18 protein-coding genes and 1 pseudogene are annotated in these 21918 nt (G+C 45.3%); 4 read left to right on the top strand and 15 right to left on the bottom strand.

Going from position 1 to position 21918, the window contains the following annotated elements; all coding sequences use genetic code 11:
* Window positions 1-35: 35 nt before the first annotated feature.
* The 10 genes from AB4167_RS05970 to aspA all read right to left on the bottom strand — a co-directional run bounded on the left by AB4167_RS05970 (window position 36) and on the right by aspA (window position 13838).
* Complete coding sequence (locus tag AB4167_RS05970; protein ID WP_372125073.1) at window positions 36-1883, bottom strand: protein-disulfide reductase DsbD; 1848 nt, start codon at window positions 1881-1883, stop codon at window positions 36-38.
* Between the two features lie 175 nt (window positions 1884-2058).
* On the bottom strand, window positions 2059-2547 hold the full coding sequence (locus AB4167_RS05965; RefSeq protein WP_017063664.1) for an arginine repressor: 489 nt from the start codon (window positions 2545-2547) through the stop codon (window positions 2059-2061).
* A 327-nt stretch (window positions 2548-2874) separates the two neighbouring features.
* Window positions 2875-3339, bottom strand: a complete 465-nt coding sequence (pyrI, locus tag AB4167_RS05960) for an aspartate carbamoyltransferase regulatory subunit (RefSeq protein WP_017062720.1) — start codon at window positions 3337-3339, stop codon at window positions 2875-2877.
* Between the two features lie 15 nt (window positions 3340-3354).
* Window positions 3355-4284 carry an aspartate carbamoyltransferase gene (pyrB, locus tag AB4167_RS05955; RefSeq protein ID WP_017062721.1) on the bottom strand — a complete coding sequence of 310 codons (930 nt, stop codon included), beginning with the start codon at window positions 4282-4284 and terminating at the stop codon, window positions 3355-3357.
* 489 nt (window positions 4285-4773) lie between these two features.
* A complete protein-coding gene (locus AB4167_RS05950; protein WP_017062722.1) occupies window positions 4774-5784 on the bottom strand; it encodes an ornithine carbamoyltransferase in 1011 nt (336 codons plus the stop codon).
* A 141-nt stretch (window positions 5785-5925) separates the two neighbouring features.
* Complete coding sequence (gene arcC / locus AB4167_RS05945; RefSeq protein ID WP_019821541.1) at window positions 5926-6837, bottom strand: carbamate kinase; 912 nt, start codon at window positions 6835-6837, stop codon at window positions 5926-5928.
* Window positions 6838-6910: 73 nt separating this feature from the next.
* Window positions 6911-8134: an arginine deiminase gene (gene arcA, locus AB4167_RS05940; protein WP_017062724.1), complete on the bottom strand. Its 1224-nt coding sequence runs from the start codon at window positions 8132-8134 to the stop codon at window positions 6911-6913.
* An 805-nt stretch (window positions 8135-8939) separates the two neighbouring features.
* Window positions 8940-10388 carry a YfcC family protein gene (locus AB4167_RS05935; protein WP_372136286.1) on the bottom strand — a complete coding sequence of 483 codons (1449 nt, stop codon included), beginning with the start codon at window positions 10386-10388 and terminating at the stop codon, window positions 8940-8942.
* 510 nt (window positions 10389-10898) lie between these two features.
* Window positions 10899-12206 carry an anaerobic C4-dicarboxylate transporter gene (locus AB4167_RS05930; RefSeq protein WP_017061168.1) on the bottom strand — a complete coding sequence of 436 codons (1308 nt, stop codon included), beginning with the start codon at window positions 12204-12206 and terminating at the stop codon, window positions 10899-10901.
* Between the two features lie 180 nt (window positions 12207-12386).
* Window positions 12387-13838, bottom strand: coding sequence for an aspartate ammonia-lyase (aspA, locus tag AB4167_RS05925; RefSeq protein WP_372136285.1), 1452 nt, complete (start codon window positions 13836-13838; stop codon window positions 12387-12389).
* A 284-nt stretch (window positions 13839-14122) separates the two neighbouring features.
* On the opposite strand from aspA, the gene AB4167_RS05920 reads away from it, so the two are divergent.
* The gene (locus tag AB4167_RS05920; RefSeq protein WP_012604974.1) at window positions 14123-14647 is read left to right on the top strand and encodes an FxsA family protein; all 525 of its coding nucleotides are present in this window, start codon (window positions 14123-14125) and stop codon (window positions 14645-14647) included.
* A 175-nt stretch (window positions 14648-14822) separates the two neighbouring features.
* Here AB4167_RS05920 and trmL read toward each other — a convergent pair whose 3' ends face one another.
* The 4 genes from trmL to AB4167_RS05900 all read right to left on the bottom strand — a co-directional run bounded on the left by trmL (window position 14823) and on the right by AB4167_RS05900 (window position 18148).
* Entirely contained in the window at window positions 14823-15302 is a 480-nt protein-coding gene (gene trmL, locus AB4167_RS05915; protein ID WP_009844716.1) for a tRNA (uridine(34)/cytosine(34)/5-carboxymethylaminomethyluridine(34)-2'-O)-methyltransferase TrmL, read from the bottom strand.
* A gap of 83 nt (window positions 15303-15385) precedes the next feature.
* Complete coding sequence (locus AB4167_RS05910) at window positions 15386-16003, bottom strand: superoxide dismutase (protein ID WP_017061165.1); 618 nt, start codon at window positions 16001-16003, stop codon at window positions 15386-15388.
* Between the two features lie 76 nt (window positions 16004-16079).
* A complete protein-coding gene (gene cpxA / locus AB4167_RS05905) occupies window positions 16080-17459 on the bottom strand; it encodes an envelope stress sensor histidine kinase CpxA (RefSeq protein ID WP_372136284.1) in 1380 nt (459 codons plus the stop codon).
* On the bottom strand, window positions 17459-18148 hold the full coding sequence (locus tag AB4167_RS05900) for a response regulator (RefSeq protein ID WP_017061163.1): 690 nt from the start codon (window positions 18146-18148) through the stop codon (window positions 17459-17461). The genes cpxA and AB4167_RS05900 overlap by 1 nt, the downstream gene beginning before the upstream one ends.
* Before the next feature lie 180 nt (window positions 18149-18328).
* Here AB4167_RS05900 and AB4167_RS05895 point away from each other — a divergent pair, with 180 nt between their 5' ends.
* From AB4167_RS05895 to pfkA, 3 genes are all read left to right on the top strand, one after another.
* Complete coding sequence (locus AB4167_RS05895) at window positions 18329-18838, top strand: CpxP family protein (protein ID WP_372136283.1); 510 nt, start codon at window positions 18329-18331, stop codon at window positions 18836-18838.
* Window positions 18839-19002: 164 nt separating this feature from the next.
* The gene (gene fieF, locus AB4167_RS05890) at window positions 19003-19911 is read left to right on the top strand and encodes a CDF family cation-efflux transporter FieF (protein WP_136977490.1); all 909 of its coding nucleotides are present in this window, start codon (window positions 19003-19005) and stop codon (window positions 19909-19911) included.
* A gap of 317 nt (window positions 19912-20228) precedes the next feature.
* Window positions 20229-21191 carry a 6-phosphofructokinase gene (pfkA, locus tag AB4167_RS05885; RefSeq protein WP_017061160.1) on the top strand — a complete coding sequence of 321 codons (963 nt, stop codon included), beginning with the start codon at window positions 20229-20231 and terminating at the stop codon, window positions 21189-21191.
* A gap of 370 nt (window positions 21192-21561) precedes the next feature.
* Here pfkA and AB4167_RS05880 read toward each other — a convergent pair.
* Window positions 21562-21828, bottom strand: a pseudogene (locus AB4167_RS05880) (endonuclease domain-containing protein); the annotation flags it as partial.
* Window positions 21829-21918 lie beyond the last annotated feature (90 nt).

Here is a 21918-nt window from a genome sequence, read left to right as displayed (position 1 = left end):
TTTCGATTCGGCTTATATTTTAGTGAATATTGCCGTTATAGCTGGTGGTTTTGCATGTGTTTTAAGAATACATCAGCAGGCATAAAACCGGTTACACGAGCATTTGGAACATGGTTACCCTCGCCATCCCAGAACTCAATCGTCGGTAAGCCAAGTACCTGTAATTGTTTAAGCAGTTCAATGTCTTGAGGCATGTTTCTCGTTACATCGGCTTGTAGCAGTACAAAGTCAGAAAGCTTGTTTTCCACATCAGCTTGATGGAAGGTGTACTTCTCGAACTCTTTACACGCCACACACCAATCGGCGTAGAAGTCGAGCATCACAGGCTTACCGAGTTTCTTCGCTTCGATGAGCTGGATTTCTAGTTCTTCAACCGTGTTGATGCGTGCAAATTGGATGTGTTGTTCTACCGTCACGCTCTTTTCTGCAAACCAGTAATTGAGCGCAGGTTGAGCTGATGCGAACAGGCCAAGCATCGCGATGATGCCTACCGCACTCTGCTTCCAGCCGCCGAATGGCAGTGCATTCTTGCTATGGTACAGCCAACCAAAGGCGATGAAGCCAAGGCCAGACCAAAGCACGGTTGCCCACAATTCAGGAATGATGCGCTCTAGCAGGAAGATAGGTGCTGCCAGCAAGATAAAGCCGAATACGATCTTCACCTTGTCCATCCAGCTGCCCGCTTTAGGCAATAGCTTATTACCAAATACCGCAACTAAAATCAGCGGAATACCCATACCCATGGCTAATGCATACAGAGCAATCGCACCGGTAAATAGGTCGCCACTCTGAGCCACATACAGCAGCGCGCCTGACAATGGCGCCGTGGTACAAGGTGAACACACTAAACCAGAGATAGCGCCCATTGCGAATACGCCCAAGGTATTGCCACCTTGCTGCTTATTGCTTTGATTGTTGAGCCAAGTTTGAATGCTGTTTGGCAGTTGCAGGTTATAAACGCCAAACATCGACATTGCCAACGCCACGAACAGAACACTCAGCGCGATCAGCACGTAAGGGTGCTGCATAGCGGCTTGGAACTGCATGCCTGCTGAAGCAACCACTAAACCTAATAAGGTGTAGGTTAACGCCATGCCTTGCACGTAAATAAAGGACAGCATCAGCGCGCGACCTTGGCTGAGTTTGCCACCACCTAAAACGATACCCGTTAGAATCGGATACATAGGCAGCACACACGGCGTAAAGGCTAAACCAACACCGAGTGCTAAGAATAATAGAGGGGTCCACCAACTGTCACCGAGCTTATCGGCTAAGCCTGCTTCTTTTGAAACAGGGGCATTTGGCTGTTGAGTCGTGTTACTTACAACGTCTGCTTTCGGAGATGTTGGTTGCGTAGAAACATCGGTTTCGTTGCCAGCAGAAGATGAAGCTTGTGAGTCACTACCTTGCGAATTAGCAGAACCTGTTGCTGTGAAAGGTTCAATGTCGATGATACGAGTCTCTGGTGGGTAGCAGAACCCTGCGTCCGCACAGCCTTGATACTTAACGATCAGCTGTGAGCCATCTTGGTAACTCTGCAGAGGAACTTGCACGAATAACGGCTGAGTATAAATGCTCACCTCACCGAAGAATTCATCTTGGTGCGGCTTACCATCTTCTAATTCAACATTACCGATAGCGAGATTTTGCCCGGTGAACGAGAGGCTATGTTGATAGAGGTAGTAGCCCTCTTTTACTTGCCAGTCGAGAAGGACTTTGTCGTCTTGCTGGTAGTAATTGAAAGGGAAAGCTTGGTCTACAGGGACAAAACCATTGTTATTGCCTCCGAAGCTTGGCTCGGCGTTGTCGTTCCCAAATAGCGCCCACGCAGGCTGGGTGAATAGGGAAACACAAACAAAAAGTAATGTGGCAAGTCGTCGCATACTATTTAGTCATCAAAATGGAGTTGAAGGTATCTTAACTCAATCAGACCGTAATAGTTTGCTATTAGTTTCATCGGCAAACAAATATCCCCTAAGGCGGGATAGCGATTTTATTGGGTAATCGAGTGGGGAGCTGCAATTCAACTTGAGTGACTTGCCTTTGTAAAAGAGACATTTAAGCTACACCCAAGCGTGCTTTTACTACTTGTTCGCAAGCATCAATATTCATCGTATCTTTTGGAATAATAAGCACAGTATCATTGCCGCCAACGGTGCCGATAATCTCAGTATGTGGGTCGATATCAACTAATCTTGCGACTAATTGCGCACAACCTGGATGAGTTTTTACGATGACCATCGCTTGGTTATGAGTGATGAATTCGATTTGCGATGAGATGGATGCATCGACACGAACCGGTGCACTTTCAACCGTGATGCAGTAAACCTTTTTACCGCAAGCATTCTGAATTTTGACAACGCCAAGCTGTGACAAAATACGAGATACGGTCGATTGGCTGATACCGGTATAGCCAATATCGACGAGTTTCTCTCGCAGTTGATTTTGGGTCGAGAAGCTTTGTTGTTGTAGTAAGCGTTTGCACGCTGCAGTCAGTGTTTTATCTTCAGCTGAATACAAGCAACCGTGCTCAGTGATTGGGTTCATGAACAACTCCTTAAGGTCAACATGTGGTTATCGCTTGTCCATAGCGCCGAGCGTACTCCCAAAGCCGTAGAGTACGATTGTTAAATAGGGCTTACCGATGAATCCCGAAATAAAGAGGGAAGGTATGCGTGATGTATGATCGTCTACCCATTGAGTCTACCACTAAAGGATAGTTGTCTTTTTGAAGGGGATCACCAAATAAAATTCTAGTTAATTGCTTTTATTTTGGAGTTTTATTCTTTTGTTAAATGGATATTTATTCCAAGTTTGGCATAAATATCCATCGGTATTAGGGTGCTTTGGAGACCGTGATAATGGCGCTAAGGGTTAGCGAATTTCACTCATGATCTCGCGAGAGAATACTTTTTCACAGTAGTGACATTTTAGCTGCACGTTTTCCTGTTTTAGCTGCACTTTAAAGCTGCTTTCGACAGGTTCACCGTGCGAAATACAGTTGCTATTCGGGCAAGAGTAGACACTGTGGATTTGCTCTGGCAGCACAAGGGTTAGCTTATTAACCACTTTATACTCTTCAATCTGATTGACCGTTGCCTGCGGAGCATAAAGAGCCAATTGGTTGGCTTGTTCCTTGGTCAGGAAGATGTTCTCAATCTTGATTAGATCTTTATGGCCAAGTGCCGATGATGGCAGGTTTAAGCCCATAGTGATGCGCTGTTCTGTCTTGTGTAGCTTAAACAGTTTAAGGATTTTGATACCAAGGTGAGCAGGGATGTGGTCAATCACGCTGCCGTTACGGATCGCTTCTACTTGTAGCTGAGTTTGTTTAACCATGACTGTTTCTCCTGCTTATAAAGTGTCGTTAAGAACTAGGGCCAATAGGGCTTCGCGAGCGTATACACCGTTTTCAGCTTGTTCGAAGTAGTAAGCGTGTGGCGTTTTATCAACGTCGGTGGTGATTTCGTCGACGCGTGGCAGCGGGTGAAGTACCTTCATGTTTTGACGAGCGTCTTTCAATGTATCGGCGGTGAGGATGTAAGCCGATTTCATGTGTGCGTATTCCGACGCATCAAAGCGCTCTTTCTGCACGCGAGTCATGTACAGAACATCCAGTTCCGGCACGACTTCTTCAATGCTGCTGTGAGTGCTGTATTGGATGCCCATCTCTTCCAATTCTTCACAGATGTAATCTGGCATCTCTAAGACTTCTGGCGCGATAAAGAAGAAACGCACGTTATTGAATTTCGATAGTGCTTGGGTCAATGAGTGCACGGTACGGCCATATTTTAGGTCGCCGACGAACGCCACATTGAGGTTATCGAGCGTGCCTTGTGTTTCGTAAATCGAGAACAGGTCCAGCAAGGTTTGCGTCGGGTGCTGGTTAGCACCGTCGCCGCCGTTTACTACCGGCACACCGTTAGAAAATTCAGACGCTAAACGTGCTGCCCCTTCTTGTGGGTGACGCATTACAAAGGCATCGACGTAGGATGAAATAACCTGCACTGAATCGGCAAGTGTTTCGCCTTTCTTCGCCAGTGAGGTGTTACCGCCATTATCAAAGCCAATGACCGTGCCACCAAGGCGCTGGACGGCGGTCTCAAATGAAAGGCGAGTTCGAGTTGAAGGCTCAAAGAAGCAGCTCGCAACGACTTTATTTTTCAGCAACTCTGGGTTTGGCTCGGCCTTGAGTCTTGCTGCTGTGTCGACGATAAGCTCCAGTTCATTACGAGTGAGCTCAGGTATGGAGATGATGTGCTTGTTAAATAACGAATGCGCCATAACGGGTCTTCCTTCTATGCATACAGTCAAATTGCGGACAAAAAAAAGCCCCCTAAAAATAGGAGGCTTCGAAACGATCAATAGAGCAAAATAAAAATGACACCACCGCCACTCTTTGGCGTGTAGTTTGACAATCATGTGCGACAGAATTGCAGTTCATTTTTTGCTCTCTTAAGACAAATTGCGGAGGATTATACTCAGATAAAAACGGCATGCAATACTTTCTGTAAAGTATTCATTTAATGGATTTTTATGCGAAATAACCTCTACATTTTGCTTTGATTTAAGCCTTTGTTGAAACAGAAAATCTCAGGGTTTTTGGGGCGATAATGCCCTCAAGTACATGAAAAAAAATGCGGGCTTTATCCAAGGGCTAAATCCCAAGTTCGCCGCCCGCATTTCCCTGTCATTACACTTAACTTGTCAATGTCTCGCGAACAAGTGAGTGCTTAACTTCTTAGTTGTTTCGATTCTTAGCTGTTTAGGTAATTAACTGCCTAGTGTTGCAACCATTACTGCTTTGATGGTGTGCATGCGGTTTTCAGCTTCATCGAACACGATAGAGTATTCAGACTCAACTACCTCATCAGTCACTTCCACACCGTCTTTTAGCTGTGGATATTCAGCCGCAAGTTGTTTGCCTACCGTGGTATCTTCGCCATGGAAAGCTGGCAGACAGTGCATGAATTTCACATGTGGGTTACCCGTTGCCTTCAGCATTTCCATGTTCACTTGGTAAGGCATCATTAGGTTGATACGCTCAGCCCATGCTTCTTTCGCTTCACCCATAGATACCCAAACGTCGGTGTACAGGAAGTCACAACCTTGCACGCCTTCTTGAACATCTTCAGTCAGTGTAATTTTGCCACCTGTGTGCTCTGCGATTTCACGACACTGAGCCAATAGTTCTTCTTGTGGCCAGAACTGTTTTGGAGCAACAAGGCGAATGTCCATGCCCATTTTCGCTGCGCCAACCATCAGAGAGTTACCCATGTTGTTGCGAGCATCACCTAGGTAAGCAAAGCTGATTTCATGCAGTTGTTTACCACGGCCGTATTCCGTCATGGTTAGGAAGTCAGCAAGAATTTGTGTAGGGTGGAATTCGTCAGTCAGACCATTCCATACTGGAACTCCAGCGTAAGCGCCGAGCTCTTCAACGATTTCTTGACCGAAGCCGCGGTATTCAATGCCATCGTACATACGGCCAAGAACGCGAGCGGTATCTTTCATTGATTCTTTGTGGCCAATTTGAGAGCCAGATGGGCCTAAGTAAGACACGCGAGCGCCTTGGTCGAATGCCGCTACTTCGAATGCACAGCGAGTACGAGTTGAGGTTTTCTCAAAGATAAGCGCAATGTTTTTGCCAGTTAGTGTTGGCTGTTCGTAACCGTTGTACTTCGCTTTTTTTAGCTCCATAGAAAGATCTAACAAGTGTTGAATTTCGCGTGGAGTGAAATCTAGTAGTTTTAGGAAGTTACGATTGCGTAGGTTAAAAGCCATGATGTATTCCTTCTTAGATTTAGGCGCTTTCTTGTTACAGGGAAAGAAAATTCAAGAAAGCGCGATTCAATTTTTGTGTATTAATTTCAGTTCAAACGGTGATTCAGTTTTCTCGCAAGGTTTGAAAAGCTCGCGAGTAGATTAATCTTTGGTGATGTTGGTGCCCGCCAAGCCTTGCAGGATTTGCAAACCATCTTCGAGTGCGCCAATACCGACGACCTTGCCGCCTTGCTGAATGAATTCGCACGATGCTTCAATTTTTGGCCCCATTGAGCCTGCATCAAATTCGAATTGCGCCAGTTCACTTGGTGTGGTGCTGCGCAGTGCGTGTTGAGTCGGTTTGCCCCAATCCAGGTACACAGCGTCCGCGTCGGTCAAAATAAGCAGTGCATCCGCATCCAGTTGTTTCGCTAAGAAAGCCGCTGACATGTCTTTGTCGATAACCGCTTCAACACCCACTAATTTGCCGTTCTCTTTTTTCACTGGGATGCCACCGCCGCCAGTACAAATCACTAGGTGGCCTGCATCGATAAGTTGGGTGATCGCTTCGTGCTCAACAATGCCAGTAGGGCGTGGGCTTGGCACAACGCGACGGAAGTGTTGGCCGTCTGGTTTGACGATCCAGTGGAATTTCTCCGCCAATTCACGCGCTTCCGCTTCTTCGTAGATCGGGCCAATCGGCTTCGTTGGATCGGCGAATGCAGGATCGTTTGGATCAACGGTCATTTGCGTCAACATGCACGAGATGTTGCGGTTAGGTAGATAGTTCTTGAACTCTTGCATCAGCATATAGCCGATCATGCCTTGAGTCTCACTGCCCAATACATCTAGCGGATACGGGTTTACTTTTTTGTATTCCAAACCTTGCAGAGCCAGTAAACCAACTTGTGGGCCATTACCATGTACTAGAACCACGTTGTACACTTTCGCGATTTCAGAGATGGTTTTAACCGCTGTTTCAATATTACGGCGTTGAACATCGGCTTCTAACGGCTCACCGCGACGAAGTAAGGCATTACCGCCGAGTGCAACAACGACAGTTTGCTTAGTCATAATTGTGTTCTCTCATTTTGGCCAAGCTGAGATTATTTAAGATCATTCAACTTGGCCGTTTTCGTCTTAGTGATTAGATACCATCACGCTCAATTGGGCAGCTCATGCAGCGTGCGCCACCGCGACCGCGGCCAAGTTCATCTCCAGGGATAGGAAGAACTGTGATGCCTGCTTTATCGTATTTTTCATTGGTGTAGGTGTTGCCTTCGTAGCCAATCACAACGCCAGGTTTAACCGTTAGAACGTTGTTTGCATCGTTCCACTGCTCACGTTCTGCATGGAAGTTGTCACCACCGGTCGTGATTAGGTTTAGCTTGTCTACGCCAAGTGCTTTTTCGATAGCTGTTACGAAGTAGCCTTCTTCTTTCACTTTCACTGCGCCAGACTCATCACCAGTTAGGTTCCAACACTGTACGTCTTTACTCACCACTTCAGGGTAAACAGAGAACGTATCTTCGTTCATGTGCGTCATAACGGTGTCTAAGTGCATGCAAGAGCGGTGTTTTGGTAGCTGCATTGCGATAACTTGTTTCGCTTGACCGTGTTTGAATAGGCTAGATGCTAAGTGCTCAACACCTTGTGCTGTTGTACGCTCAGACATACCGATAAGAACCGTACCGCGACCGATTACAAGAACGTCACCGCCTTCAATGGTTGAGTTGTCGTAGCTGATGTTTTCTTCATCGCCGAAGTACTTAATGAAGTCTTGGCCAGCAAATGTTGGGTGCCAGCGGTAAATAGCGCGAACGTGGTTGGTTTCACGTTGACGAGCAGGTTTCGCCATCGGGTTGATGGATACGCCACCGTATACCCAGCAAGATGTGTCACGAGTAAATAGGTGGTTTGGTAGCGGTTCGATAATGAAGTCGGTTGGTGCGTGCATGCCTTGCATCATTGAAGATGATTTCATTGGCATCTCAGCGTAAGACAGACCACCCGTTAGGATTTTTGCTAGTTCTAGGTTTGGTAAGTCGCCCAAGTAGCAGCGCACATCGTTAGCAAAGGTTTTGCCTAAGCGGTAATCAGAAACTTGATGATTCAAAAGCCAATCTTTCGCTTCTGGCACTGCTAGCGTGTCTGCTAGTAGGTCAGTAAGAAGAAGAACTTCAACACCTTGATCACGCAGCGTTTGAGTAAATGCGTCATGCTCTTTACCAGCACGTTCAACAGCCAGTACGTCATCAAATAGTAAATCGTGACAGTTAGAGGGTGTTAGGTGAGTCAGTGCGCGTCTTGGACGGTGAACTAGAACGCGGCGTAATTGACCTATTTCAGAACCTACATAGAACTTACTCATGATCGTCTCTCTCTTATATATTTGAATTACTTTTATCGCTAAGAGTAATTATTTATTTTCAGTTGAGAAGAATGAATTATTTATTCATATCTCTTGTCTGGAATTAATATTACGCCTGCTAGTCAGGTATTCTTAGAGATCTATCACAAATCGTTTTTTATCCCGCAGCCCTTTAAAATTAAGGGTTTTAACAAACTTTATGCACTTTCAGTTATGAATAATACATTCTAAATAGTTAGCAGTTAGGGAACTTTATGCACGCTTTTTTGACGAAACTTACTAGAATCTAATTTACGAGGGATTATATGCAGAATAGTTTTATTGATAAGAGTGTACTTAGCTTGGAAGTATGCAGTGTTTTTATTTAGATATTTAATTTTGGATGTGGAATTAATTGTTTATTAACAAAGTAAATGCGAATAAAGCTGTTGCGATCACATTTTAAAATCGGCTGTTTAAGTGTGTTTTTTGATAGAAAAGGGCATTAATCCTCGTCTGTTTATTAGGCTATTAATTACTTTAAATATAATTAACGCTAATAAGTGACTAACTATTTGTTTAAACATCATGGTTGAAAATAGAGTGTTATTTCATCAAGAAAATTAGATGTTTAAAAGTAGGATTGATTCTTCTATTGCGAGTGCTTTGAGTTTAGTTGAGCTTGGCTACGAACAGAAGAACCTTGAATATCGCGTGTATGGCTTTGAGGAGCTGTTTCAGTGGCAGAGGGTTACATTGAGAGGGAACAATAAAAAAGCCGCTGTGAGAAGCGGCTTTGGATGAGAAAGGAGTGAAGTGCTGTTAGTTAGATCAGCGCACCAATACTCAGTACAACAATGCAGAACACCATCAATATACCGACTAGTGGCATCACCCATTTAACCCAGCGCACGTAAGGGACACGAGCAATCGCCAAACCACCCATCACCACCGCGGAGGTTGGGGTGATTAGGTTCACCAAGCCAGATGCAGATTGGTACGCAGTGATAACCAAGTCACGACCTACGCCAGCAAAGTCGGCCAGTGGTGCCATGATTGGCATGGTCAGTACCGCTAAGCCAGAGGTCGATGGCACTAAGAACGACAGTAGAATCTCTAAGAAGAACATCACGTTAATGAAGATAACCGAAGAAAGCCCCGTTACCATCTGTTCTGCTGAGAAGAGAATGGTATCGGTGATCATACCGCGGTCCATCACCACTACGATACCACGTGCAATACCTATGATGAGCGCAACGCCAAGTAGGTCGCGGGCACCATCAATGAAGCTGGTGGTAAACTCTTCTTCGCTCATGCGAGCCACAATACCAACGATGATGGTTGCTGCTAAGAACATCGCTGAGATCTCAGCCATCCACCATCCAGCAACGGATACACCATAAATCATTACAGCGAACGAGCCACCAAAAATGGTCAGAATCAGTTTGCGAGTCGCGGTGAATTCAAGTTTTTCGCCGCTCGCATTACCTAAGAAGTGCGCTTTGTTCTCTTCGTATTTGTCGTAGACAATTGATGTTGTTGGATCGGCTTGAACCATTCTTGCGTAACGCATTACGTAGGCAACACAAATACCCCAACCAATAATCAACATCGTAATGCGCAACACGATACCGTCTGTAAATGGAATACCAGAGGCGTTGGCAGCGATCACGGTTGCGAATGGGTTAATCGTTGAACCCAGCACCCCAATACCTGCACCAAGCAGTACGGTCGCAGCGGCAACAAGAGGGTCAAAGCGAGCTGCCATCATTACCGGCACTAGCAATGTATAGAAGGGCAGTGATTCTTCCGCCATGCCGTAGACGGTACCACCTGCGGCAAATAGCGCCATCAGTATTGGTATCATCAACTCTTCTCGCCCTTCTAAGCGGGCGGTGACGCGCTCGATACCGGCATCAATGGCACCCGTTTTGGTTACTAGCCCTAAGAAGCCACCAATGATTAAGATGAACAGCGAAACGTCGATAGCCGCCGCTTCATAGCTATTGTGGTCATAGAAGCCGTCAATAGGCGCGAGCAGTACATCAATCACGCCTTGAGGGTTACCTTCTACCGCTTGATAGGTTCCGGTTACGGGTACTTCTCGGCCTAGCTCTTCATTCATTGCACGGTCGTATTGGCCTGCTGGAACAATCCAGGTAAGCAGTGCGACGAACGCAATCAGAATAAATAGAATGGTGTAGGCAGAAGGGAATTTAAAGTTGGCAAAGAAGCCGCCCTTTTTTTTCTCGCTTGGTATCGTTTGAGTTGTCATGGCTATCTCCTTACATCATCTTAAATAGAAGTGATGTGAATTAGCGACTAATGATTTATAGATTGTAAATACACGGACACTTATAAAGCACTCAACGATATAAAGTTGCTGACTTTAAATTAAGGTTGTTTTTATATTTACTAATCCAAATGAAGTTAGATTTAATTTAGCTACGGTTATTTTATTCCTTACTCCGGTATTTAAGTTTGGTGCTGTTCACAAAAATAATGGCTAATAAAAGGGCTAAAAAATGGCAGAAAATCGTCAAGGTTTTTTGGTTAGTTAGCTTGGATTAATATTCGTTTTGGATTAACTGGAAGTGGAAGGAGATTGATTTGGTAGGTGTTGTTTATGATTAGGCAGAATAATCTTGGAATTTTATTCAAACTTTATTTTTAGGCGGTTTTTAAAGTTTATAATGGTTATTTGATGCGTATCAAATAACACATTGAGCAGAAAACAAAAAAGGAAGCCGAAGCTTCCTTTTAAATGTTCAATCACCAGCGAATGTTAGATAAACAGACCGCCGAATGCGAAGCCGAGTGCTACCGCAGTACTGATTGTTACCACACCTGGAATGAAGAATGGGTGGTTGAATACGTAGTTACCGATACGCGTTGAGCCTGTGTCATCCATCTCAACCGCTGCTAGTAGCGTAGGGTAAGTTGGAAGTACGAACAGCGCACTTACCGCAGCAAAAGAAGCAACGGCTGTTAGTGGTGCTACGCCAATCGCTAGTGCTGCAGGCATCAGTGCAACTGTTGTTGCGCCTTGAGAGTAAAGCAGCATAGAAGCGAAGAACAGAACAAGAGCCAGCATCCATGGGTAGTCAGCCAGTAGAGCGCCTGCTACGTCTTTGATTTCAGCAACGTGTGCGTTTACAAACGTTGAACCTAACCAAGCCACACCAAGTACACATACACATGCCGTCATACCAGAACGGAACGTTGGTGCTGAAGAAATCTTCGCTGCATCAATCTTAGTGAACATCACGATAGCCGCTGCTGCTGCCAGCATTACAGACATGATCGCTTCGTTACGACCTAGCGCCGGGTTTTCAATTAGGCCAACAGAGCTAGAGATAGCCGCTGCGTAACAAACCACGAAACCAATTGCAGCTAGGAAGATGTACGTTGCTTTCTTCGCTGTAGGTAGAATTTCGCGTTTCTCTTCTGTTGCTAGCTTGATTAGACCTTTCTCTAGACGTTCTTGATAAACAGGATCGTCTTTCAATTCGCTACCCATGTAGTTAGCAACAACCGCACCAACCATACAAGCGATGAAGGTTGTTGGGATACAAACCATCAATAGCGTTAGGTAATCAACACCAAATGGTGCCAACATTGCTGCGAAAGCCACAACTGCAGCCGAGATTGGCGAAGCTGTGATAGCAATTTGAGAAGCGACAACTGCGATAGACAGTGGACGAGAAGGACGAACACCTTGGCCTTTCGCTACTTCTGCAATAACAGGAAGCGTAGAGAATGCTGTGTGACCAGTACCCGCCATTAATGTCATTACAAAGGTCACAATCGGCGCGTAAAAGGTGATGCGTTCAGGGTGTTTACGCAAAAAGTTTTCGGCAATTTGTACCAACCAGTCCATACCGCCAGCAACTTGCATTGCAGCAATTGCGGTGATAACTGACATGATGATCAAGATTACGTCGATCGGGATGAAAGATTGGCTTGTTGGAACGCCAAGAATAAGTGAAAGGGCAATAACACCAGCACCACCGGCAAAACCAATACCGATACCGCCAATTCTGGCCCCCAAAAAGATAAAGAGCAGGACGACAAACAGTTCTACTGCAATCATAAGTAACACCTCATTTAGATTTTATTATGTGAACATTCGCCGCTGGAATGTTCACATAATAGTTCTATGGTTTAGATTCAATTTGGCAAAAGCGCAACCAACGGAAATCCACAAAATAATCATGGTTAACCGTATTGGAGCCTAAAAAAGGGCTCCGTTTGGAACCCTTTCTCGCTAACTTTATTCGTAGCGCTTCGCTTTATACTGAGGATGCATCAAATTTTCAACAGAGAAAATGTCATCAAGTTCTTCTTCGGTTAATAAACCGCGCTCTAGAACCGCATCACGAACGCTCTTACCTGTCTCAGCACAGATCTTACCAACAATGTCACCCTCGTGGTGGCCAATGTATGGGTTTAGGTAAGTGACGATACCGATAGAGTTAAATACGTGTGATTCACATACTTCTTTGTTCACCGTAATGCCGTCTACACACTTGTCGCGCAGGTTCACACAAGCGTTTGTCAGAATGTCTAGAGACTCAAACATGCTTTGTGCAATAACAGGTTCCATTACGTTCAGTTGAAGTTGACCACCTTCCGCAGCGAAAGAAACCGTGTTGTCGTTACCTAGAACTTTGAAGCAAACTTGGTTTACTACTTCAGGTACAACTGGGTTTACTTTAGCAGGCATGATTGAAGAACCTGCTTGCAGTTCAGGTAGGTTTAGCTCGTTCAAACCAGTACGTGGACCTGAAGAAAGTAGACGCAAGTCGTTACAGATCTTAGATAGCTTAACTGCTAGACGCTTAAGTGCGCCGTGCGTCATTACGTATGCGCCACAGTCAGACGTTGCTTCGATTAAATCTTCAGCCGCTACACACTCTAGGCCTGTTACTTCTGCTAGGTGTTTCACTGCTAGGCCTTTGTAACCCGGTGCTGCGTTCAGACCTGTACCGATAGCCGTTGCGCCTAGGTTTACTTCAAGCAGTAGTTTTGAAGTGTATTCTAGGTTTTTGATTTCTTCATTGATGGTTACAGCCCAAGCGTGGAACTCTTGGCCAACCGTCATTGGAACTGCGTCTTGAAGCTGAGTACGACCCATCTTCAAAATCGTGTTGAATTCTTGGCTCTTAAGCTCGAATGCACCTTTTAGGTATTCGATCGCATCAATCAGTTTACGAACGCTGTTGTAAACAGAGATACGGAAGCCAGTTGGGTAAGCACAGTTTGTAGATTGGCTGCGGTTTACATGGTCGTTCGGGTTGATGAACTCGTATTGGCCTTTTTCTTTGCCCATAAGTTCAAGAGCCACGTTCGCAACAACTTCGTTTGCGTTCATGTTTACAGAAGTACCAGCACCACCTTGGAAAACGTCCGATGGGAACTGATCCATGCACTTACCCGTGTCTAGAATTAGGTCACAAGCTTGGATGATGTATTTAGCCACTTCGCTTGGAATTACACCTAACTCTTTGTTTGCTAAAGCCGCCGCTTTCTTAGTCATCACCATACCGCGAACGAATTCAGGTACATCTGAGATCGTTACATTTGAGATGTTGAAGTTTTCAACTGCGCGTAGAGTGTGGATGCCGTAGTAAGCATCAGCCGGAACATGACGTTGACCTAATAGATCTTCTTCGAGACGAGTAGCTTGAGGAGCTTCAACTTGAGCTTCTGATTGAGTAGCCATAACAGGATCCTTAGATAATTATTCTGATTATATAGTTAGTTATTAGCCTATTCTGTGTGCAAATACTCCGTTCGCTAGAATATTGGGCTGATAAATCCGTCCTGACTTATGTGGCACATGATACTGTACTTAGCGCATAAAAATATTAAGTGGATCACCTTTTTCGGTTTTGTTTCGTCAATATTTTGCAAAGTTATTCTTGGTCAATAAACACGCTTATTTACAGGATAAATTTGAGATTGTTAGGGCTTTCAGCGTAAACTGCAAGTAACAAAGGAGGGCGTGTGTTTCCTATCTTATTATTACTATTTATCTTCGTACCCATCATTGAGATTGGGCTATTTATTCAAGTTGGTGGCTTCTTAGGATTGTGGCCAACTATTGCGTTGGTTTTGATCACTGCATTTGTGGGTGCATCGCTGGTTCGTAGCCAAGGCATTCAGACACTTATGTCTGTGCAAGGTCGCTTGCAACAAGGCGAAATGCCAGCACAACAGATTCTTGAAGGCGTGATGCTTGCAGTTGCCGGTGTATTGCTGCTGACTCCGGGTTTTATGACGGACGCACTCGGTATGTTGGTATTATTGCCAGCACCAAGAGCGATGATTGCCAAGAAAATGATGGAAAAAATGGTGGTGACCAACATGTCTGGTGGTTTCCATGCCGGTGGACAAGCTGGTTTTGGCCAGAGCCCATTTGGACAAGACCCATTCAATCGCGATCCATCTGACCAATCAAAAGACGGCAACACCTTTGAAGGTGAGTTTGAGAAGAAAGACGACGACAACGATCGTAACCGCTTAAACTAATTAATTTTTTCTCTCTTTATATAGAGGGAAAACAGAAAAGGCTCTTACCTTTATCCTTCGCAAGAAAGTGATAATGGTAAGAGCCTTTTTTATTGTCTGTCGCTAGCTGTTACTTACTGTTTACTATCGATAACAGATAACAGATAACAGATAAAAGATAAGCTTGAGTGTTCGGTTATACCGCGCCTTCAAAACCCATTTGTCGCCATGCTTCAAAAGCAATGATTGCCACTGCGTTAGACAGGTTCAGGCTGCGCGCGTCTGGCATCATTGGAATACGAATGCGTTGTTCCATTGGCATACTTTCGATGAATTCAGCAGGCAGCCCGCGAGTCTCTGGGCCAAACATCAACACATCACCTTGTTGGAATTTTGCATCAACGTGGTGACCTGTCGTTTTTGTGGTGCAGGCAAAGATGCGGAAGTCACCCTCGCGTTCATTCTCAAGATACTCAAGGAAAGCTTCTAGGTTCTTGTGACGCTTAACTCGCGCAAGGTCGTGGTAATCCAAGCCAGCACGACGAACCTTCTTCTCTTCAAAATCAAAGCCAAGCGGTTCAATCAGGTGCAGGTTTGCGCCGCAGTTAGCACATAGGCGGATGATGTTACCCGTATTGGGTGCAATTTCTGGTTCGTATAGAGCGATATCAAACATGTTGGTTCACAAGAGTAATCAAAGATAGCCCGAGTATACGGTGGCAAGCTGAGTGAGTACAGTTCGCCACCGTCACCATTCGCTTAAGCTTGGTTCGCTAGTGCTTGCGCGTAGTTTTCAGATACGGCATTCCAATTCACCACGTTCCACCATGCATTGATGTAATCAGGACGACGGTTTTGGTAGCTGATGTAGTAGGCGTGTTCCCAAACATCGAGCGCAAGGATCGGTTCGCCATCACTCGCCACGGTATCCATCCACGGATTGTCTTGGTTCGAGGTTGAGATGATCTTCAGTTGCCCTTGCTCTACCACTAGCCAAGCAAAGCCGGAGCCAAAGGTATTGATCGCCGCTTGAGCGAACTGATCTTGGAATGTCTCGAAATCACCGAAGGTACTCTTGATTGCCTCACCAAGCTCGCCCGTAGGTTCACCACCACCGTCTTGCGACATGCAGTTCCAGTACAAGATGTGATTGTAGTAGCCGCCGCCATTGTTACGCACGGCAGGGCTGTGCTGAGATATGTTGGCAAAGATCTCGGTCAGAGATTGCTGTTCTAGCTCGCTGCCAGACACCGCCGCAACAAACTTATCGTAGTAGGTTCTATGGTGCTTGCTGTAATGCACTTCCATTGTCTTAGCGTCAATGTAAGGCTCTAGGGCATCGTAAGCGTAGGGTAAAGCAGGGAAAGTGTGCGACATGGTAAATCCTCCTTAATTAGAGGGCTCACCATAATAATAATGACAATCATTATCAACTGCGATCTTTGTGGGGGTATTACACCGGTAAGATAGGCAGGGTGATTTCGAGTTGTAATCCACCGAGCTGGCTGCGGGTCGCCGTGATGGTTCCGCTGTGTTGGCGAATCGCACTTTCAGTAATGGTTAATCCAAGACCTGTGCCGCCGGTATTACGATCACGGGCAGTGGAAACGCGATAGAAAGGTCTGAAGATAGAATCCAGCTCATCCTCTGGTACACCATCGCCATTATCGTTCACGCAAATCGTCAGCTGATCTTGCACCACGTGGAACTGCACATCGACTTGGTCTTTGCCGTAGTAAATGGCGTTACGCGTAATATTGTCTAGCGCACTCATCAGTAGCTTAGGGTTACCCGAAATAGAACGTTCTGGGATCTCCGAGAACGTCAGTTGTTTGCCCATCTGTTCGGCTTCAAACTCTGCGTCTTTTAAGATCTCTTCCCATAGGCTCGAGATAGGCTGAACCTCACGAGTAATATGGCTGTCGACCTGCATACGAGATAGCGTCAGCAGCTCACTGATCATCTGTTCCAAACGCTGTGCTTCGGTATCAATGCGTTCTAACTCTTGGCTCTCGCCTTGTTTACGAATCGCCAGTGCATTGGCCATGCGAAGACGTGTCAGTGGCGAGCGGAGCTCGTGTGAGATATCAGAGAGCAGGCGTTGTTGCCCCGAAATCATCTGGTTTACTGCTTCTACCATCTGGTTAAAGCTTTCACCAGCTTGTCTGAACTCTGAAGTACCTTTTTCGAGTGTTGGATCGACCTCGAATTGACCTTTCGCCACGCGTTGTGCCGCGCGTTCTAGCCTGCGAGCGGGTTGACTCAGTGCCCAAGCTAGCCAAAGCAATAGCGGGGTACTCGCTAGCATAACCGCAAGCAGTAACTGCAGAGGTCTATCAAACAGGCGTAACAAGAACGGAGGTGGTTGAGTCCACTTTATTCCGGCGTACATCAACAACTCTTCACCCGCGAGTTTGATGGGTACTGGACCTGCCACCATGTAGTGTCCGTACAGTTTTTGTTTCGGCACTTCAGGGTTATCTATCGAGGTAACAAAGTTACGAATCGCCTTTAGCTTATAGTCTGAATGCCTTTTCGAGGTAAGGACTGCGCCCTCAAGATCGGTCAGGTAGATGCGAGCGCGAGAATCCTTGCGGCTGCGTGGTGCCTCCAGTTGGAAGACAATCTTGCCCAGATTAGGTTCTTTGGCGTAGCGTTTCTCTGTGATTTTAGCGATACGCTCGAGTTTATCGAGGTGATCTGCGGGCACATCTCGCGCGACTCGAGGGTCTAAATGGGGAAGTGACAGCACCGACAAAAGCACCAGTAACATGGTGAACCAAAAGATAGCAAAGATACGTCCATATAAGCTGGTGATTTTAGGTATACGCATTAATCTTCCTCTACCAATAAGTAGCCACGGCCTCGTAAGGTTTTGATGCGTGATTTACCGTCAGTGCGCTCAGGAATTTTCTTACGCAGGTTGGAGATGTGCATGTCTATCGCACGGTCAAACGCTGCGAGCCTTTTACCTAATACATCTAGGCTCAATGCTTCTTTGGTGATCACTTGCCCTGGGTTTTGGATAAGGTGACTCAGTAGAGCGAACTCGGTTGTGGTGAGGTCGATGAGCTCCCCATTGCAGTAGGCTTCTTGTTTGCCAGGGAAGACTTCGATGTCTTGATATTGAACTCTATCACTGGCCGCCTTAGGTGCGGTGTTGGTTTGAGTACGACGCAAGATAGCTCGAATACGCGCTAACAACTCTCGGTCACTGAAAGGTTTAGGCAGGTAATCATCCGCGCCAAGTTCAAGACCAATCACACGGTCGATCTCTTCGCCTTTTGCGGTCAGCATCAGCACTGGTGTTTCCCAATTTTCTCTCAGTTTCTTTAGTGTTTCCATGCCATTAAGACGCGGCATCATCACATCCAAAAGAATCAGGTCAATCTCATCATTGATAGCTTCCAGCCCTGCATAGCCATCATTGGCTTCGGAAACAGTGAAGCCCTCAAAGCTCAGAATGTCTTTGAGTAAGCTGGTTAACTCGGTGTCGTCATCAATAAGAAGAATGTTCGCCATTGGGAAGCCTTAATTGGTTATTTACAGGTTAATAATACTGCTAATTATTCGTCAACTTTCACTCTTTACGATTCTTTACGCTTTCTAAACGTCACTTTACGAGGGAAAGACTAATCTATATCTAAGCGCTGAGAAACAGACGCAACACATGACTTATTATACCGAATTGAGGCAACAATTATGAAAATGACTAAGAAACTTGTACTAGCAGCTGCGGCACTTCCACTAATGTTAGGTACAGCAAGCGCGTTCGCATATGGCGGCGGCGATAAAGGCGACCACAAAGGCATGCACGGTAAATGTGGTGGCTTCGATAAGAAAGTGATGCGTCAACTAGACCTGACTGATGCACAAAAAACAGAATTGAAAGAGATGCGCGAAGCGAACCGCGCTGAGATGAAAGAAAAACACGCTGGCAATAAAGCCGATAAAATGGCGAAAATGAAAGCGCACCAAGAAAAAGTTCAAGCATTGGTACTGGCTGACAACTTTGACGAAGCAGCAGCAAACGACCTAGCAAGCCAAATGGTTGAGAAGCAAACTGAGCGTCGCGTAGCAATGCTTAAGAAGCAACACGAAATGATGAGCGTACTAACGGCTGAGCAAAAGGCTCAACTGAAAGAAATCCAACAAGAGCGCATGACTAAGTGTGCTGACAAAATGGAAAAACGCATGAACAAAGACAAGTAATTCATTGCTTGAAAAATCAGCGTTGAATGAAAGTGTTTAGAAAGAAGCGGCCGAGTGTCGCTTTTTTTGATCCTTAAAAATGAATGTTTTACATCATGGCTGTCATATTCAATTGGTGGTTTGCAGGTTATACTTTGTGCTATCAGTCACTTTATAGCCAAGTTATGAAACAAGAATACGCACGTTTAGTTACGCTCGCCGCTTGGGCAGCCACCACCATCGCCACTATTTTATTGATAGTGAAAGTCGCAGCTTGGTGGGTGACAGGTTCCGTGAGTCTGTTGGCTTCCGTCGTGGATTCAATGCTGGATATCGCGGCCTCTGTCGTTAACCTTATCGTGGTTCGTTACTCTCTGCAGCCTGCCGACAAAGAGCACACCTTTGGTCATGGTAAGGCTGAATCTCTCGCTGCATTAGCGCAGGCAATGTTTATTTCAGGCTCTGCATGTTTCCTTATTCTCAATGGTATTGAGCGCTTCTTCCGACCTCATGAACTGAATTCTCCAGAGATTGGTATCTATGTCAGCTTATTTGCGATGGTGATGACCTTCGGTTTGGTTCGATTCCAAAAGCATGTGGTCAACAAAACGGGTAGCCAAGCTATTGCAGCCGATTCATTGCACTATCAATCAGACCTTTATATGAACGCCGCGATTATGCTGGCACTGGCATTGAGTTGGTTTGGGCTTGGCCAAGCGGACTCTGTATTTGCGGTGGGTATAGGTATCTACATTCTGTACAGCGCTTATCAAATGGCGATGGAAGCGGTTCAGTCTCTGCTTGATCATAAGCTGCCAGATGATGAGCTGAAACAGATTAAAGAGACATCATTGAGCGTGGAAGGCGTGTTGGGTGTGCATCAATTACGAACGCGTCGCTCGGGGCCAATACGCTTCATCCAACTGCATCTAGAATTGGAAGATAATATCCCACTTATTGAAGCGCATCGCATTTCTGACGAAGTAGAGGCTAAGCTTATCTCCGTGTTCCCTGATGCTGATGTATTAATTCACCAAGACCCGTATTCGGTCGTATTTGGACCAGAGAAGCAGCAGAAATTCCACTCGTGGTAATGCGTGCTAAAAATCAGCGGGCAAATGGTAAGTGAGTGGCTTTTGAACTAAAGTGAGTAAAAATTATTAACTGTTAGGTGATTCAAAAACCACCTTAGTAACAATTAATGTTGATTCTGATGTGAATCAACAAAGTTATTGAGTAAAACTGTAATACTCTTACAGAAGTAGAAATGTTACATAATTTTACGCGATTTGAGTGCTATTCCTGTTGAGGAAATGTAACATAACGCACAAATATAGATTTAAAATCTTGTTGATATACAATCAGCAAGAACAAGAATTGAATAATAGATTCCCAAAAATCGAGGGTGAGCATGATTAAGAAGATCGGTGTTTTGACCAGTGGTGGTGACGCTCCAGGTATGAACGCAGCAGTTCGCGGCGTTGTTCGTACTGCGTTATCAGTTGGCATTGAAGTTTACGGTATTTACGATGGCTACCAAGGCCTTGTTGAAGACCGTATCGAAAAGCTTGACCGTTCAAGCGTATCTGACGTGATCAACCGTGGTGGTACTTTCTTAGGTTCTGCACGTTTCCCTGAATTTAAAGACGTTGCTGTTCGTGAGAAAGGCATTGAGAACCTTAAGAAGCACGGTATCGAAGCACTTGTTGTTATCGGTGGTGACGGTTCTTACATGGGTGCTAAGAAGCTGACTGAAATGGGTTACCCATGTATCGGTCTTCCAGGCACAATCGATAACGATATCGCGGGTACTGACTACACAATCGGTTACCTAACAGCGCTTAACACTGTTATTGATTCAATTGACCGTCTACGTGACACGTCTTCTTCTCACCAACGTATTTCTATTGTTGAAATCATGGGCCGTCACTGTGGTGACCTTACGCTTATGTCAGCAATCGCGGGTGGTTGTGAGTACATCATTACTCCAGAGACTGGCCTAGATAAAGAACAGCTTATCAGCAACATCCAAGATGGTATTGCGAAAGGTAAGAAGCACGCAATCATCGCTCTAACTGAGCTAATGATGGATGCTAACGAACTGGCTAAAGAGATCGAATCTTCAACAGGTCGTGAAACTCGTGCAACGGTTCTTGGTCACATCCAACGTGGTGGTCGTCCTACTGCATTTGACCGTGTATTGGCTTCTCGCATGGGTAACTACGCTGTTCACCTTCTTCAAGAAGGTCACGGTGGTCGTTGTGTGGGTATCGAGAAAGAAGAACTTGTTCACCACGACATCATCGATTGTATCGAGAACATGCAGAACCCAGACCGTTCTGAGCTGTTCCGCGTTGCAGAAGAGTTGTTCTAAGCCACGCTTAGCGTTCTCTTAAAGAATTTAAAAACCGCTGATTATTCAGCGGTTTTTTTGTGCCTGCCGTTCTTTAGATTCATTGTAAAATCCCCTCCTAGCCTCCCCTTATGTCAGGTTTCTAGATCCCTTTAGCTTTCATTGGAAAGGGGAGGAACCGTTCCGTAGTTGTTGGAGCATATACCGACTACAACAAATTTTAGCGATTAACGTAAGCTTTCCTATTAGCGATTTATTGAACATTTTATGGTTTCAGTAAGCCTAGGAACCTAAGTGAACAAAGAAAGTTCTCCCCCTTTACCTTAGATCGGCAGGGTAATCGAAAATGTTGAAATAAGGGGGAGTTAGAGGGGGATGCGTACACAGAAGTTTATTTGGGGATTGAATTCATGATTTTCACCAAAACTTCTTCAAGATTCTGATTAACTTCATTATTGGTAAAGCGAAGCACCTTGATTCCAATCTTGTTTAAGTCTCGTGTACGCTGATGATCGTAAGCCTGTGCTTGTTCTGAAAAGTGGCTATTACCATCTATCTCAATGGCCAGTTTTAGTTCACAGCTGAAGAAATCCACGACGTACTTTCCGATGCTATGTTGTCTGCGAAACTTAATACCAAGCTGCTTGTTCCGTATATAAAACCATAGCTTGCCCTATCTGGCAGGGTAGATGTCACTGTTAAAATTTAACCAGTTTGGGCGATAAAGAGTAATTGTGTCTCGTATCTC

It is taken from the genome of Vibrio sp. 10N.286.49.E11 (assembly GCF_041469505.1).
Classification (GTDB): Bacteria; Pseudomonadota; Gammaproteobacteria; order Enterobacterales; family Vibrionaceae; genus Vibrio; species Vibrio crassostreae_C.
This window is presented reverse-complemented; position numbering and strand designations above follow the sequence as displayed.